This is a genomic window from Cupriavidus sp. HE11 (assembly GCF_056097175.1).
The window spans coordinates 1,616,906-1,633,078 of the sequence record NZ_CP184464.1; the positions used below are offsets into that span (position 1 = coordinate 1,616,906).

General features: G+C 65.1%; 14 protein-coding genes and 1 pseudogene. 3 read left to right on the top strand and 12 right to left on the bottom strand.

What is annotated here, in order from left to right; translation table 11 throughout:
- Positions 1-37: 37 nt before the first annotated feature.
- The 8 genes from msrQ to ACOABP_RS07535 all read right to left on the bottom strand — a co-directional run bounded on the left by msrQ (position 38) and on the right by ACOABP_RS07535 (position 8,334).
- Positions 38-736 (bottom strand): protein-methionine-sulfoxide reductase heme-binding subunit MsrQ, encoded by a 699-nt coding sequence (gene msrQ / locus ACOABP_RS07500; protein WP_474227600.1) that lies wholly within the window; start codon positions 734-736, stop codon positions 38-40.
- Entirely contained in the window at positions 736-1,746 is a 1,011-nt protein-coding gene (msrP, locus tag ACOABP_RS07505; RefSeq protein WP_474227601.1) for a protein-methionine-sulfoxide reductase catalytic subunit MsrP, read from the bottom strand. The genes msrQ and msrP overlap by 1 nt, the downstream gene beginning before the upstream one ends.
- A gap of 95 nt (positions 1,747-1,841) precedes the next feature.
- Positions 1,842-2,672 carry an anti-sigma factor family protein gene (locus ACOABP_RS07510; RefSeq protein WP_474227790.1) on the bottom strand — a complete coding sequence of 277 codons (831 nt, stop codon included), beginning with the start codon at positions 2,670-2,672 and terminating at the stop codon, positions 1,842-1,844.
- The gene (locus tag ACOABP_RS07515; protein ID WP_474227602.1) at positions 2,672-3,205 is read right to left on the bottom strand and encodes an RNA polymerase sigma factor; all 534 of its coding nucleotides are present in this window, start codon (positions 3,203-3,205) and stop codon (positions 2,672-2,674) included. The genes ACOABP_RS07510 and ACOABP_RS07515 overlap by 1 nt, the downstream gene beginning before the upstream one ends.
- A 33-nt stretch (positions 3,206-3,238) precedes the next feature.
- The gene (locus tag ACOABP_RS07520) at positions 3,239-3,667 is read right to left on the bottom strand and encodes a COG4315 family predicted lipoprotein (RefSeq protein ID WP_474227603.1); all 429 of its coding nucleotides are present in this window, start codon (positions 3,665-3,667) and stop codon (positions 3,239-3,241) included.
- Between the two features lie 226 nt (positions 3,668-3,893).
- Positions 3,894-5,117, bottom strand: coding sequence for a c-type cytochrome biogenesis protein CcsB (ccsB, locus tag ACOABP_RS07525; protein ID WP_474227604.1), 1,224 nt, complete (start codon positions 5,115-5,117; stop codon positions 3,894-3,896).
- Between the two features lie 106 nt (positions 5,118-5,223).
- Positions 5,224-7,476 (bottom strand): cytochrome c biogenesis protein ResB, encoded by a 2,253-nt coding sequence (locus tag ACOABP_RS07530; protein ID WP_474227605.1) that lies wholly within the window; start codon positions 7,474-7,476, stop codon positions 5,224-5,226.
- 198 nt (positions 7,477-7,674) lie between these two features.
- The gene (locus ACOABP_RS07535) at positions 7,675-8,334 is read right to left on the bottom strand and encodes a c-type cytochrome (protein ID WP_066731224.1); all 660 of its coding nucleotides are present in this window, start codon (positions 8,332-8,334) and stop codon (positions 7,675-7,677) included.
- A gap of 330 nt (positions 8,335-8,664) precedes the next feature.
- Between ACOABP_RS07535 and yihA the strand changes: the two genes are divergently transcribed.
- The 3 genes and pseudogenes from yihA to ACOABP_RS07550 all read left to right on the top strand — a co-directional run bounded on the left by yihA (position 8,665) and on the right by ACOABP_RS07550 (position 11,940).
- Positions 8,665-9,339, top strand: a complete 675-nt coding sequence (gene yihA / locus ACOABP_RS07540) for a ribosome biogenesis GTP-binding protein YihA/YsxC (protein WP_474227606.1) — start codon at positions 8,665-8,667, stop codon at positions 9,337-9,339.
- Between the two features lie 287 nt (positions 9,340-9,626).
- On the top strand, positions 9,627-10,625 hold the full coding sequence (gene hemB, locus ACOABP_RS07545) for a porphobilinogen synthase (protein ID WP_474227607.1): 999 nt from the start codon (positions 9,627-9,629) through the stop codon (positions 10,623-10,625).
- Positions 10,626-10,642: 17 nt separating this feature from the next.
- Positions 10,643-11,940: pseudogene (locus ACOABP_RS07550) on the top strand (magnesium transporter CorA family protein).
- A 33-nt stretch (positions 11,941-11,973) separates the two neighbouring features.
- Here the strand turns inward: ACOABP_RS07550 and dsbD are convergent.
- From dsbD to ACOABP_RS07570, 4 genes are all read right to left on the bottom strand, one after another.
- On the bottom strand, positions 11,974-13,959 hold the full coding sequence (gene dsbD / locus ACOABP_RS07555; RefSeq protein WP_474227608.1) for a protein-disulfide reductase DsbD: 1,986 nt from the start codon (positions 13,957-13,959) through the stop codon (positions 11,974-11,976).
- 29 nt (positions 13,960-13,988) lie between these two features.
- The gene (gene cutA, locus ACOABP_RS07560) at positions 13,989-14,369 is read right to left on the bottom strand and encodes a divalent-cation tolerance protein CutA (RefSeq protein WP_474227609.1); all 381 of its coding nucleotides are present in this window, start codon (positions 14,367-14,369) and stop codon (positions 13,989-13,991) included.
- A gap of 100 nt (positions 14,370-14,469) precedes the next feature.
- A complete protein-coding gene (gene rplQ / locus ACOABP_RS07565; protein WP_008642987.1) occupies positions 14,470-14,865 on the bottom strand; it encodes a 50S ribosomal protein L17 in 396 nt (131 codons plus the stop codon).
- Positions 14,866-15,023: 158 nt separating this feature from the next.
- A complete protein-coding gene (locus tag ACOABP_RS07570) occupies positions 15,024-16,004 on the bottom strand; it encodes a DNA-directed RNA polymerase subunit alpha (protein ID WP_066731234.1) in 981 nt (326 codons plus the stop codon).
- Positions 16,005-16,173 lie beyond the last annotated feature (169 nt).

Below are 16,173 nucleotides of genomic sequence, written 5' to 3' on the forward strand. Positions count from 1 at the left end.
AATAAAGAAAGGGCGACACTGCGGTGTCGCCCTTTTTCTATGGTGCCGCAACAACAGTGCGCGGCCGGCGCAGCCACCACCAGATCCGGGTGGCCAGCAGCACGAACACCACGGCCGCATAAATCGAAACTTCTCCAAAATCGTGCTTGCCGGCCTTGTGCCACCAGTAATGCAGGATAGCCAGCACGGCGACGGCGTAGATCGATCGATGCAGCAACTGCCAGCGCTTGCCGCCAAGCCAGCGGACCATGGCATTGGTCGACGTGGCGGCCAGCGGAGTCATCAGGACGAACGCGGCGAAACCCATCGTGATAAATGGCCGTTTGCCGATGTCCTTGATCATGTAGGCCAAGTCAAACCCACGGTCCACCGCCAGCCAGAGCAGGAAATGCTGCACCGCGTAGAAGAACGCAAACAGGCCCAGCATGCGGCGCAGGCGCAGCAGCCAGTGCCAGCCCGTGATCCTGCGCAGCGGCGTGACCGCCAGCGTCACGCACAGCATCACCAGCGTCCAGGTGCCCGTCGAGCGGGTCACGAATTCCAGCGGATTGGCGCCAAACTGCGAGGTCGTGCCCAGGTACATCAGGCGCAGGAACGGTAGCAGCGCCAGCAGCCAGACCAGCACCTTCAGTTTCTTCACGCTCGCCGGTGCGAGCATCACCAGACCGCCCGGCGAACGCTGGCTGGCCTGGGATGCGCGTACCGGCGACGCCGCACGCGAATCGCGCTCGGCCATCAGAAGTTCTTCCTCAGGTCCATGCCCTGGTACAGCGATGCCACCTGCGCGCCGTAGCCGTTGAATGGCAGCGTCTTGCGCTTGGGGGCGAACAGCGCGGAAAACCCGCCGCCGCCCTTGTCTTCGCCGATGCGGCGCTCGGTGGCCTGGCTCCAGCGCGGGTGATCCACGTCGGGATTCACGTTCGAATAAAAGCCGTACTCGTTGGCGGCGGCCAGATTCCAGCTGGTGGGCGGCTGCTTGTCGACGAAGCGGATCTTCACGATCGACTTGGCGCTCTTGAAGCCATATTTCCACGGCAACACCATCCGTACCGGCGCGCCGTTCTGGTTCGGCAGCACCTCGCCATAGAGACCGAATGTCAGCAGCGCCAGCGGATGCATCGCCTCGTCCATGCGCAGGCCTTCGCTATACGGCCAGTCGAGTACGCCGCTGCTCAGGCCCGGCATCTGCTTCTTGTCGGCCAGCGTGATGAACTGCACGAACTTCGCGCCCGGTTGCGGTTCGACGCGTTTGATCAACTCGGCCAGCGGATAGCCGATCCACGGAATCACCATCGACCAGCCTTCGACGCAGCGCAGGCGGTAGACGCGCTCTTCCATCGGCGCGAGCTTCAGCAGTTCGTCGAGATCGTAGACCTTGGGATGCTTGACCAGGCCTTCCACGGTCACCTGCCACGGACGCGGCCGCAGCGTGCCGGCATTGCGCGCCGGGTCGGACTTGTCGGTGCCGAACTCGTAGAAATTGTTGTAAGTGGTGACGTCCGTGTACGGCGTGCGCTTTTCGGTCACGGCGTAGGCACTGTTGAGCGTGGCAGGCAGCTTCGGCAGCTTGCCCGGTGCCTCCTGCGCGAATGCCTGGCGCGCAAACCAGGGCGAGGCCAGGCCGGCGGCTGCCGCGGCACCGCCCATCGCCAGCAGGCGCCGGCGCGACCGGTACAGCCGTTCGGGCGTGATTTCCGACGCGGCGATATCGTCACCGCGCAACCATTTGGGAGAAGGAATCAGCATGTTTCGCAGCGTTGGGTAGGACTTGCAGCATTGGACATCAAAAGCCACGGGAAGGTGCGGAGCCGCCCGGCTGTCTGGCGGGTCGTGCGGGGCGGCTATCCCCGCTGGTATTGCTGGTAGACCACCTGGGCCAGCGCCAGCAGCCGTTCGCGCTCCAGCGGGCCCGCCAGCGCGAAGCCCAGGTCGCGATCGACCCAGTAGAACGCCATCGTGGCGTGCCCGGCGGGACTCCGGGCAGTGGTGTGTGGCGGCATCCGTTCAAGCCGGAACGCAGTGTCGGGGGTGCCCTGCGCCATGCGCCGCAGTTGCAGCGACACGCGCGTGCCGGCGTCGTCCTCGTACATCAGGATCGCCATCGGGCCGCCCTCGGACGCGCCAAGGCGCCCGCCAATCAGCCGGAAGCCCTGCGGATGCAGGTCGGGCACCTGCAGCGACGCCCCGAGCCGCTTTGACAGCCAGGCGATCAGATGGGCCTCGTCGCTGGCGGGCACCTCGACAACATGCCTGACCTCTGGCGCATAGACCACGTAGCTGGCCAGCGCCTCGCGCGCAAAGCGCTCCATCGGCGCCGCTGCCACGGCATCGGCGCCGACACGGTCGCGGGCATACCATCCGCCAGCGGCGCCCACCACCAGCGCGCACAGGCTGGCGGCCAGCGCCATCGGCCACGCCAGGCGCACGCGGGTGGCACGGCCACCCTGGGCATGCAACTGACGCGGCAGCGCAGCCAGCGGCACGGCTTCGTTGAGCACGCCATCCAGCCCGGCGTGCAGCGCGGCGGCCTGCTGCCGCCAGGCTTCCACCTTGCTTGCCGCCTCGGCATCGGCGGCCAGGTACGCCTCGACCTCCGCGCGGCGCGGGCCGTGCAGCTGGCCATCGGCATAGGCGTGGAGATCGGCTTCGCTCACCGGTGTCTGGGGGCTCATCATTTCACCCGTTGCAGCACACTCGGCGCCGCAACGTCCTTCGCGCCGCCATCGAGCAGACGGCGCATCTGTTCACGTGCACGGCTCAGGCGTGACATCACCGTGCCGATGGGGACTTCAAGTACCTGGGCAGCTTCCGCGTACGAAAACTGCTCCAGGCTGACCAGCAGCAACACCGCCCGCTGCGCTTCCGGCAACGCGTCCAGCGCCCTGAGCAGGTCGCGGCGCAGGCCCGGATCGTCGCCGGGAACGGCTACGTCGGGCGGCTCGTCGGTCACGCTGATCAGATCCGCGCGACGCAGCCCGTTCAGGCGCAACCGGTGCATCAATGTCAGCAGCCACGGCAACAGACCGTCGGCGCCGTCGCCCCAGAGCGATCCGGGACGCAGGCGGAAGCGCCAGCGGTAGCGCAGGGCACGCTCCAGCGTGTCCTGCACCAGGTCGTCGGCCCGCGCGGCGTCGCCGGTCAGGCCGCGCGCGTGGCGCCGCAGTCGCGGCGCCAGCGCCACCAGCTGGCGTTCGAATCCATCCATGCCGTGGTTGCCGTGCGTTCAGCCCCCCGGGAATCAGGGCTTCGCCACGTGCCAGACGTTGTTGAGGTTGTCACCCGCGCGGTCGCCCGGCTTGGCATCCTTGGCAAATCGGTACAGCGGCATGCCCTTGTAGGCGTACTGGCGCGTACCGTCGTCACGCGTGATGATCGAGTAGCTGCCCGATGCCGACTTGCCCGGCTCTGCCAGCAGCGGCGGCCAGTTGGTGGCGCACATGCCGTTGCAGGCGCTCTTGCCTCCGTTGGCGGGATCGCGATCGAACGTATAGAGCGTCAGGCCCTGCGGATCGGTCAGCACGCCGTTGGTCACCTTCACGGTCGGTGGCATTTCGCCTGCCCCCGAACCCATGCCCATGCCGGAACAGCCAGCCAGCAGGATCGTTGCGGCGCCAGCGGCGATGACAAACGGACGAAGTGCGGATACAGCAGTGTGGCGAGTATTCATCTTCAGGTCTCCTTCTCCGGGGCGGTGCCGACCGTCGGCGCCGTGTACCTTCAGTAAACACCCGATGTGACGTCCTTATTCCGTTTGGCCCGAAAAAAAGTGGCGCCTTCGGGCGTTAAGTGCCCTTTAGTAAACTTTTGATGAGGTATGCCGTGCACATCGGCCGGTCCGGAAAGAACAAAAGCCTGTCGCAAGGACAGGCTTTTGATTTGGGGCCGACGACGAATCAGAGTTCGCCGTAGCTGTGCAGGCCGGACAGGAACATGTTCACGCCCAGGAACGCAAAGGTCGTGACCAGCAGGCCCACCAGCGCCCACCAGGCGGCCACCGTGCCGCGCAGGCCCTTCATCAGCCGCATGTGCAGCCATGCCGCGTAGTTGAGCCAGACGATCAGCGCCCAGGTTTCCTTCGGGTCCCAGCTCCAGTAGCCGCCCCAGGCCTCGGCCGCCCACAGTGCGCCAAGGATCGTGGCAATCGTGAAGAAGGCAAAGCCTACTGCAATGGCCTTGTACATCACATCGTCAAGCAACTCCAGCGACGGCAGGCGCTCAGCCAGGATGCCCCGCTGCTTGAGCAGGTATGCCACCGACACCATCGCGGCCAGCGCAAACGTGCCGTAGCCGATGAAGTTGGCCGGTACGTGGATCTTCATCCACCAGCTCTGCAGCGCCGGCACCAGTGGCTGGATCTCCTGCGCATTGCGGCTGACCGTGTACCAGAGCAGGAAGCCCACGGCCGCCGATACCACCAGCATCACGAACGACCCCAGCGCCCGCGTGGCGTAACGGCGCTCGTAGTACAGGTAGAACAGCGAGGTGATCAGCGTGAAGAGGACAAAGACCTCGTAGAGGTTCGAGATGGGAATGTGGCCGATATCTGCGCCAATCAGGTACGACTCGTACCAGCGCACCATCAGGCCCGTGAAACCCAGCACTACCGCCGCCCAGCACAGCTTGCTGCCGATGCTCGACCCGGTGTCCGATTTCGAGGCAAACCCGACCCAGTAGAACAGCGTTGACAGGAACACCAGTGCGCTCATCCACAGGATGGCTGACTGACTCGACAGGAAGTACTTGAGAAAGAACGCCTGCTCGGCGCGCGCCAGGTTGCCCTGGTACATCTGGATGGCAAGCAGCGACAGCACCGCGATACCCAGCATCAGCGGCCGCACCGCCTTCCAGTGCCAGCCAAGCAGCGCGAACGTGGGCACGGCGGCAATCAGCACGGCCTTGTCGTACACGTTCATCCAGTGGCCATAGCGGGCCAGCGCAAACCCGGCACCCAGTACCAGCAGCAGCGCAAACGCCCAGTCGACCCAAGTCAGCCGACGCAGGAACGAGGGTTCAAGGAAATCGGCTTCCAGCTGTGCCGGGTCATTCGGCACATTGCCAGCCGCGGCATTTTGTCGCGGCGTCAGGCCTGAGGAGGCGTGGTTGAGATTGGAGGACATGGCGTTCCTGCTCTGCGGTGCAACGCACCTGTAATGTCTGCGGTATCAACGTGGCGCGGCAGGCCGGGAATCTCGCACTTCCGGCCGCCGGAAAGCCCTCTTTCTACTATAGCGACGGCCCCTGCTTATCATCCGGCCCTGATGCGTCGGATCGCGGTGCCGAGTGCGTCATCGGCGCGGTGCCGTCCGCTTGCGCAGGCGTCACTTCCGCGCCCACGGCACGGCCGACGTCGTCGCGCAATGTGACGAATTCCTTCTCGAAATCCATCGTGCGGCGCTGCGTGGACATGGCCATCAGCACGTGACTGCCGGCGGAGTTTCCTGCGTCGTCAGGTTGCTTGTCCTTGACCCAGATCCAGACCCGGCGCTCGCGGATATAGAACATCGAGAACACACCCAGCACCAGCAGCAGGCAGCCAAGATACACGATGTTCTTGCCCGGCGCACGGGTCATCTGGAACACGCTGGCCTTGACCTCCTGGAAGTCGTCGAGCTGCAGGAAAACGGGCGCCGCGTAGAAGAAACTGTCCGACAGTGCGTTGATGGCCTGCTGCAGGAACTGGCCGCTTTGCGCGTCGTTGGGAATCACGGGCAGCTTGTCCTGCTCGCGCGCCAATTGCCAGAGTTCCCACATCGAGCCGTTGAGGATCTTGAGCAGGACATCGGCTGCCTTCTGCTGCTCGCCCTGCGGCACCGATTTTTCGAGGAAGGCCGCAATGGCGGTAAAGCCTCCCGGCGGCGCATCGGGCGACGAGCGCGTGGCGCCAGCGAACAGGTCCATGGCCCGCTGGGCGCTTTCCGCCAGTTGCTTGCGCAGCACCGCCTTGTCGTCGCCGGGCATCGACACGGCCGCAAAGCGGCGCGCAGCCTCGCCGCGCATGCCACTGCTCTGCAGCGCGGCGCGCAGTCGCATCCAGTCGGCCACGCTGCGCTGGTCGTCGGCGGGAATGCGCAGATAGCGGAACTGTTCGCTCGGCGAATCGCGCATGCCGGCCAGGAACACGGTCTGGCCGTCGAGTTGCACCGGCAGCATGTAGTTGTTGAACTCGCGCGCCTGCCCGGTGCGGTCGCGCAACTTGTACTGGACCGACGGACCCACGTTGCGCAGGTTCTTCTCCTTGTCCAGGCTGGCCGCCGCGCCCAGGTGCTGCTCCAGCGCCCCCAGCGACGACTTGCGCGCCACACCGCGCACATCGGCCTTGCCCGAAGCGTCAGTGACGGTCTCGACATTGATCTGCCGGAAATCGCTGAATTCGACGGTCAGGCTGTCCTGGTCCGCGGCCGTGCCCGTACCGGTCAGCTCCACGTTGCCGCCCACGGTGCCCGCGATCGGGAACGTGCCGTGCGTGCTGCCCGTCATCGGGTAGCCAACGAACTTCAGTTTCGAGCCGCCGTCCTCGAAGCTGGACTGGTAGATCGCCACGCCATCGACAATCAACGGCTCGTTGACCTTGATCGTCGCCGCGGTCTGCTTGCCCGTGGCGCGGTCGGTTACCACCACGTCCGACGCGAACAGCTTCGGCATGCCGGTGGAGTAGTAGTCGACGGTGAACTTCTTGAGCGTGATCGTGAACGGCAGATCCTGCACCAGCGCGCCATCGGCAATGTTCAGGATGGCCGTGGAGACGGTGGCGCCCTCGGGCACGAACGCGTTGCCGCGGAATCCGGGATTGGCCGGCGACAGGCGGTGCCTGGCGGGAATCTCGCTGATGATGGCGTTGCCGGCGATGGGCGTCTTGCCGCCGAACCACATCTGCGCGCGGATCAGCATGTCGCCGTCCAGCAGGCCGCCCACGCAGATCACGACGATGGCGGTGTGCGCCAGGATGTAGCCAAGCTTGTTGGCCGCACCTGCCTTGGCGGCCAGCAGCGTCGCGCCATCATGCTCCACTGGCTTGACGCGGAATCCGCGGTTGCGCAGCAGCGCGCCCAGGCGGGCCACGGCTTCCGCGCGGCCGCGCGGCGCCTCGTACTCTCCGCGGTGGTGGAATGCCCGCAGGCTGCGCTCGCGCACGTGGTCTTTCCACGAGCGCATGTCCACGATCATCTTCGGTCCGTTGCGCGCGATGCACAACGACGTGGAGATCACCAGGAACGCCAGGATCAGCAGGAACCACCAGGAGCTGTACACCTTCTGCAGCGACAGCGTATGGAACAGGTCCGCCCAGAACGGCCCGAACTGGTTCACATAGTTCGGGTACGGTTCGTTCTGCTTGAGCACGGTGCCGATGATGCTGGCGATGGCAATCACCGTCAGCAGCGTGATCGCAAAGCGCATCGAGGACAGCAGTTCGACGGCATCGCGCAGCACGCGGTGTTGGGTCTTCAGGTGCAGCCCTGAAGTGGATGGGGTCGACATGTGCGGTAAAGCCTGAAAGCCGGTTTGGCGCTATTTGTGGTCGGCGCCAGTGTTGCGCGCCGGTGTGACGCGATGTGGTGCCGCTGAAAATAAAAAAGGGTGGACATGCTTTGGCAAGCAGGCCACCCTCTTCGATTGTTGCCCACGCGTCCGGTTCATCCCCCGAGGGAATCTCCTGACAGGCGGGCCTGATACGACTTAACGGACGCCGGCGACGTAGTCCGCCACCGCCTTGATCTCGGCATCCGACATCCTGGCGGTAATCGTGCTCATGACCGAATTGTTCTTTCGGGTGCCCTGGCGGAATGCCACCAGTTGCGCTTCGGTGTACTCGGAATACTGGCCTCCAATGCGCGGATACTGTGCCGGAATACCGGCGCCGGTCGGCCCGTGGCAGCCTGCACAGGCCGGCACGCCCTTGGCGGCAATACCCCCGCGGTAGATCTTCTGGCCTTCCTCGATCGTTACCTTGTTCTTGGCCGTGGCCGGCTTGAGCTGCTGCTTGGCAAGGTAGGCGCCGATGTCCTTCATGTCCTGGTCGCTCAGTGCCTGGGCGTACAGCGACATGATGGCGTTATCGCGAGACTTGGCCTTGAAATCAGCGAGCTGCTTGTGAACGTAATCGCCCTGCTGACCCGCCAGCTTGGGATTGACGGCGGCCGTGCTGTTGCCGGCTGTACCGTGGCAGGAGAAGCATGCCGGGACATTGCGATCGGGAACACCTTGCGTGTAAAGCGTCTCGCCCTTGGCGGGATCCGCCTTGGCGGGGGCCTGCTCTGCGGCAGATACCAGCCCTGTCATCGCGCCCAGCGGAACTGCCAGCGCCATGACTCCCAAAAGTTTCGCAATGCGGTTCATCCTTACACCTTGTGAGATTTTGTTATGAACACCGTAATGCATGCCGGTCGTCCTTATCCCCCTGCCCGGCGGTGAGGAAGCGCCATGGGGCAGGAGCCGGTAACGCGTATGCGCGACGTCCTATTCTTGATCGAGGACAATATGCCCGATCCTTTTTCAGAGTTCGCCGATGACATCCGGCAAGGATGCCACACGTCACCCGCTCAGGAGACCGTAAACCGGGTTATTGTACAATAAATCGCTTTCCGGATTGACTTAGGTCAGTGTCTGTGGCGACGTCTGCACTGGCCCCTTGCCAGCGCCCTGCCCGCCAGCTCCACGTATTTGCGCATGTCCCTTCTACAACAGGCCCGTTTCTTCGATACCGTCAACCATCTGCGCGACCTGCCGGCCACGGCAGTTCCCGAGGTGGCGTTCGCCGGGCGTTCCAACGCCGGCAAGTCGACGGCCATCAACACGCTGTGCAACCAGAAGCGGCTGGCGTTTTCGTCCCGCACCCCTGGCCGCACGCAACATATCAACTACTTCACCGTCGCCCCGGTCAAGGCGACCGATCCGCTCGGGTTCCTGGTCGACCTGCCGGGCTATGGCTACGCCGAGGTCTCGGGCAGCGCCAAGTACCACTGGCAAGGCCTGCTGTCCGATTACGTGCAGAGCCGCACCCAGCTGGCCGGCCTGATCCTGATGATGGACGCGCGCCGCCCGTTTACGGACCTCGATTGCCAGATGGTGGAGTGGTTCCTGCCCACCGGCAAGCCGATCCATGTGCTGCTGACCAAGGCCGACAAGCTGACCAACAGCGAAAACGCCACGGCACTGCGCGAAACGAAGCGCATGCTGGCCGACTACGCGGCCCAGATGGACAATCCGCCGGCCATGACCGCACAGCTGTTCTCCAGCCTGAAGCGGCGCGGCATCGAGGAAGCCCAGCGCGTGGTGGCAGGATGGCTGGCACTGCCCGAGGCCCTGCCGCCCGAGGCTGCCGCCGGCGCCCCGCAGGCGTAGGTACGCCAGATTTCTCGTCTTCCGTACCCGGACCGGGCAAAAAAAAGCCCCGTTGCAAGCAACGGGGACGAACTTTCCCACCGGTTCAGGGCGGGTACCCGCTCAGGGAGGAGTAGCGGGGGACACCGCGCTGCGCGAAGCAACACAGAGTGTCCGCGAGTATGATAGCGGGCACGCACAAAAGTTCTTTCTTCTTTTGGCGCACGTGTTTCGTCATTGCCCGCAGCCCGCTGCGGTGACGTGCGCCACGCATTCGTCCACGACTTTCTCCTCCCCCCGATTCCGCCATGTCCACGTTCCCCGAGTACCGTCCCCGCCGCATGCGTCGCGATGACTTCTCGCGCCGCATGATGCGCGAGAACCGCCTGTCGCCCGACAACCTGATTTATCCGGTGTTCATCCTGGACGGCCAGAACAAGCGCGAGTCCGTGGCGTCGATGCCCGGCGTGGAACGCGTGTCGGTGGACCTGCTGATGCCGGTGGCCGAAGACTGCGTGAAGCTGGGCATTCCCGTGATCGCCCTGTTCCCGGTCATCGATCCGTCGCTGAAGACCCCCGATGGCATCGAGGCCACCCGTACCGAAGGCCTGGTGCCCCGCGCCGTGCGCGCGCTGAAGGACCGCTTCCCCGAACTCGGCGTGCTGACCGACGTGGCACTCGACCCGTACACCAGCCACGGCCAGGACGGCGTGCTGGACGAGAACGGCTATGTCATCAACGACATCACCGTCGACATCCTGGTCAGGCAGGCGCTGGTCCAGGCCGAGGCCGGCGTGGACATCGTCGCGCCGTCGGACATGATGGACGGCCGTATCGGTGCAGTACGCGCCGCGCTGGAAGAAGCCAACCACATCCATACGCGCATCATGGCCTACTCGGCCAAGTACGCGTCGGCCTTCTATGGCCCGTTCCGCGATGCAGTCGGCTCGGCCGCCAATCTGGGCAAGGGCAACAAGATGACCTACCAGATGGACCCGTCCAACACCGATGAGGCGCTGCGCGAAGTGGGCCAGGACATCATGGAAGGCGCCGACATGGTGATGGTGAAGCCCGGCATGCCGTACCTGGACATCGTGCGCCGCGTGAAGGACGAGTTCCGCTATCCGACCTACGTCTACCAGGTCAGTGGCGAATACGCGATGCTCAAGGCCGCCGCCCAGAACGGCTGGCTGGATCACGACAAGGTCATGATGGAATCGCTGCTGGCGTTCCGCCGCGCTGGCGCCGACGGCATCCTTACCTACTTTGCACGCGATGCCGCGCGCCTGCTGAAGACCGCCGGCTGACCGGCCGACATCGCCGCATGCAGCTACTCGGCTTCTCGGCCAGCCAGGTACACCCGCTCGCGACGCTGGACGCCGCGCGCGACTTTCTCTCCGGCAATGCCGCGGCGCGCTTTGTCTGGGCCGACTTCGCCACCGACGAGGTAACGCCCGCGCCTGGCGCGTGGCGTGACCGTCTGGTGGCACTGACCGGTGCGCCCATTCTGGACCTGCACCTGGCCGACGCCACCAATCCTGCGCATCCGTCGTTCTTTGACACGACCAATGCGTATGACATGGTGATCTTCCGCAAGCTGACCTTCGAGACCAGCCGGCAGTTTGCCGAGGCGGACGCCGCGCAGGCCGGTGCAGCCGGCGATACCGCCATGGCAGTCACAACGGCCTCGACCACCGCCACAACTGCCACGACCACCACGCCGACTGTCGCTACGCCGCAACAGGCCGGCGCGACGGCCGTGCCGATGCCGGCGCCTCGCAAGGCATCGCGCAAGTACGCACCCGGCTTTTTGCCCGCACTGGCGCGCATCGACACCCAGCCGGTGGCTTTTTTCGTGTTCGACAACGTGCTGGTCACGGTACGCCCGTCGCCGTCGCGCACCATCGACCAGGTCAGGCAACGGCTGCTGGACACCTGCGGCTCGCCGCAGTCCGCGCCGCGCGCGCCAACGGTGCCGCGTCACTGATGCATGGCGTCCGACCGCCCACTCGGCCGGAAGACCTGATGTTGCGGATGCTGAACGCCATGGTGGACCGCTACCTGGATCTGCGGACGCCGCTCACGCGGCAACTTGACCGCTGGCAGCGCGCGCTGCTGAGCGCCCGGCAGAGCTTTTCGAGCTGGGAAGGCCTGCTCGACGCACGTATCCAGTTGCGCCGACTTGAAAACCTGAGCGAAGAGCAGCGCGACGCGCTGCAGGAATTCCGCGACAGCCTGCTCGACAACCGCTACAGCACCGGCGACGGCGACCCCGGTGCCGCCAGTCGTGACGAAGTGCTGCTCGTGCGACTGACCGACCTGATGGAGCACATCATGCGGGTGCTGGCGCACGCCCGGCGGCTTGAGGATTCGATCGAGTCGGCCGTGCAGATCCATTTCTCGGCGGTGGCGCACCGCACCAACCGCACCATGCGGGCGCTGACGATCATTACCGCCCTGTTCATGCCGCTGACGCTGATTACCGGCGTGTTCGGCATGAATTTCGCGCGCATGCCGTGGCTGCAGGAGCCGGACGGCTTCTGGTGGTCGATCGGCCTGATGGGCGGCGTGGTGGCCACCATTGGAGGTATCTGGGCGCTGGGGCGCTGGCTGGATCGATAGACTTCGCCCGGCCCGACGCCCATCGGAGCGTACTCAGGTCTGCGGCGCCTTGCCGAACGCGCGCTCCAGGCTGTCCAGGAAGCGGTTCGCCGACTGATAGCCGATCACGCGCACAGGCCGCTCGCGCCCGTCCGCTCCGAACAGGATGATCCCCGGCGGGCCGAACAGGCCAAAGCGCTTCAGCAGCGCCTTGTCATCGGCGTTGTTGGCCGTGACGTCGGCCTGCAGCAGCACGACGTTGGACAGGCGGGCCTTGACCTTCGCGTCGGGAAACGTCAGCTTTTCCATTTCCTTGCAGCTGACGCACCAATCCGCATAGAAATCGAGCAGCACCGGCCGGCCCGCCGCAGCGGCCTGCGCAACGCGCGCGTCCAGTTCCGCCACGCTGCGCACGCGATCAAAGCGCACCGCGTCCTTGGTGGCCGGCTGGCCCTGCGCCCCGGCCAGGCCACTCAGATGCGACAGTGGCTGCAGGGGATCGCGTCCACCGGACGCCACACCCACGATCTGGATCGCGCCGGCCAGCGCGGCCAGCAATCCGAGACCCTTGCCCAAGCGCAGCAACCCGCGCGGATCCGGCCCCAGCGCGTCAAACGCACCCAGGTACACGGCCGCGACAAGCAGCAAGGCCGCCCAGGCCAGCATTACCACCCAGGCCGGCAGCACAGGCGTGACCATCCAGATCGCCACGCCGAGTAGCAGGAAGCCGAAGAAGCGCTTGGTGGCCTCCATCCATTTGCCCGCACGCGGCAGCAGGTTGCCGGCGCCCACGCCCACCAGCAGCAGCGGCACGCCCATGCCCAGCGCCATCGCCAACAACGCGGCGCCGCCCGTCAAGGCATCGCCGGTCTGGGCGATATAGGCCAGGGCACCCGCCAGCGGCGCGGTCACGCACGGCCCGACAATCAGTGCCGAAAGGGCGCCCATCGCCACCGCACCGGCAACCTGGCCGCCTTGCCGGCGATTGGACGACTCGGTCAGGCGGGTCTGCCAGCGCTGGGGCAGTTGCAGTTCATAGAGGCCGAACATCGACAAGGAAAGCCCGATCATCAGCAGCGCAAACAGGCCCAGCACCCACGGCGTCTGCAGCGCGGCCGACAGACCTTCGCCGGCCAGCCCGGCCGCCACGCCCACGGCGGTGTAGACCACGGCCATGCCCAGCACATAGGCCAGCGACACGACAAAGGCGCGGCCCCGCGTCACGTGCTCGCCAACCACGATCGACGACAGGATGGGCACCATCGGCAGCACGCAGGGCGTAAATGTCAGCAGCAGTCCGAGCCCGAAGAACAGCGCGCCGATAAGCGGGAGACTGCGGCTCGCCAGCGCACCGGCAATGCGATCGTTCTCGTCGATCTGGGCGCCGCGTACCGCAGATGACCGCGGTATCTCGTTCGCGGGAGTATCCGCCTGGGGTGCGGCGGGCGTCGACCGGGCGGGCGCACTGCGGTCACCGAAAAGATTGCCCAGCGCCGACCCGCCAACCTTGTACACGCTTTCCATCGGCGGGTAGCACAGCCCCTTGTCCGCGCAGCCCTGCGATGTCACCACCAGCGTCCAGCGTCCATCGGCTGGCGCCTGCTCGACCGGCACCTTGACGACGACGGCGCCCCGGTAGGTCTCCATGTCCTTGCCGAAGGTCTCGTCGAAATGGACCTTGCCCTGCGGCATGGCCGGCGCGCCCAGCTTGACGCCGGCGGGCTGCGCGGCAAAGGCGAAGCGCTCGCGGTACAGGTAGTAGCCATCCGCGACGTCGAACCGGACCTCGATGGTTTGGGGATCGATCTGCCGGGCGGCAAACTTGAACGCCTGTTCGGGTGGCAGGAAGTCGTCTTCCGTCGCTGCGCGGGCACCGCTCCAGGTCACAAGGCACACAAGGAGCACCAGGACGGTTGCGACAATATGACGCAACGCACGCCCCCATTGAAGCGCGCCCTGCGCCGCATCGGAGCGTGCCCCGAAGGCGCGCGTGGCACCGTCCAGCCATGTTCCGTTCCTGCTGATCCCCGACATTCCCATGAGTTGTTCCGATACTTGTTGTTCTGGCTTCAGGGCCTGCCTGGCACCCCGGTGGCTTCCGCGCGGACCCACCCCAGGTAAGTGGGCAATCCGGCCGCCAGCGGCCACGCAATGAGCTCTGGCACGTCATAGGGATGCTCGGCGCGGATCACGGCTTCCAGCGCCGTATACTGGCCCTGCGTGGTCTTGATCAGCAGCGGCCATTCCTGCGCCTGCTCCAGCTGGCCTTGCCACCAATACTCGGACTGGCACGGTGCCAGCCGGTTCACGCAGGCCGCTACCCTGGCTTCCAGCACGGCGCGCGCCACGCGGGCGGCGGATGCCTCGTCAGGCAGGTTGGTCATCGCCATCCAGACCGATTCTGCCGGTTCCGGGGCCTTGGCGCCATGAGAGGAGTCTGAGAGTGTCATGCGTGGATACGGGCACAAAACAAAAGAGCCAGGCAAAAGCCTGGCTCGATTGTAGTGCCGTGTCCGATTACCCGTCAGCGGGGACGGGATCGGTCATCACTTATTCCGCAGCTTCTTCAGCCGGGGCTTCGGTGATTTCCGGACGGTCCACCAGCTCGACCAGCGCCATCGGCGCATTGTCGCCCTGACGGAAACCGAACTTCAGGATACGGGTGTAGCCGCCCGGACGGGTGGCGTAGCGCGGGCCCAGTTCGGTGAACAGCTTGGTGACCATGTCGCGGTCGCGCAGACGGGCGAAAGCCAGACGGCGGTTGGCAACGGTGTCCTTCTTGGCCAGCGTGATGAGCGGCTCGACAACCTTGCGCAGTTCCTTGGCCTTGGGCAGGGTGGTCTTGATCAGCTCGTGCTGGAACAGCGAGTTGGACATGTTGCGCAGCATCGCGAGACGGTGCGACGAGGTGCGGTTCAGTTTCCGCAGACCATGACGGTGACGCATGATGATTCCTTTCGATTACAGTGTTTGACCAGCTCTTCTATCGCCTTGGCCTGCTGGAAGCGGGCTCGTGCGCGGGCCGGTATTGCTACGGTGCCGCAGGCGGAATTGCCAGCGGCGCGTTGACAGTGGAGCCGCCTTGCGACGGCTCCACCCGCCAATTACTTCTCCAGACCTGCGGGCGGCCAGTTCTCGAGCTTCATGCCGAGCGTCAGACCACGCGAAGCCAGGACTTCCTTGATCTCGTTGAGCGACTTGCGACCCAGGTTCGGGGTCTTGAGCAGTTCGTTCTCGGTACGCTGGATCAGGTCGCCGATGTAGTAGATGTTTTCGGCCTTCAGGCAGTTGGCCGAACGCACCGTCAGTTCGAGGTCGTCCACCGGGCGCAACAGGATCGGATCGATCTGCGGTGCGCGGCTCGAAGCAGCCTCGGCTGCCGACTCGGTGCCTTCCAGCGCGGCGAACACCGACAGCTGGTCTACCAGGATACGGGCCGACTGGCGAATCGCTTCCTCCGGCGAGATCACGCCGTCGGTTTCGATGTTCATCACCAGCTTGTCCAGGTCGGTACGCTGTTCCACACGAGCCGATTCCACGGCGTACGAAACGCGGCGCACCGGCGAGAACGAGGCGTCCAGCACGATACGGCCGATCACCTTGCCCGACTCGTCGCCGAACTTGCGCACGTTGCCCGGCACGTAGCCGCGGCCTTGCTCGACCTTGATCTGCATGTCGAGCTTGCCGCCTGCGGACAGGTGGGCAATGACGTGACCCGGGTTGATGATTTCGACATCGTGCGGCAGCTCGATATCGGCCGCCGTGACCACGCCTTCGCCATCCTTGCGCAGCGATACCGTGACTTCGTCGCGGTTGTGCAGCTTGAACACCACGCCCTTCAGGTTGAGGAGCAGGTTGACGACGTCTTCCTGAACGCCATCGATGGTGGAATACTCGTGGACGACCCCAGCGATCGTGACCTCAGTCGGCGCATAGCCGACCATCGACGACAGCAGGACGCGACGCAGCGCGTTACCAAGCGTATGCCCATAACCGCGTTCAAACGGCTCCATCACGACTTTGGCGTGGTGGTCGCCCAGCGGTTCGACGGCGATGATTTTTGGCTTGAGGAGTGCTGTTTGCATTAGGTTGTCCTTTTCAATACCCTCGGCTCGTTACACCGATAAGGCTGACGTTTGGAACCTGAGAAAACCCATCGCATGATGGGCAATAAGCCCGGCGCGCCGCATGGCGCGCCGGGCTGAAAGCGAAGCCTTGTGGATAAGGCAAGCGCTGAACCGTTCGAATCTCGGT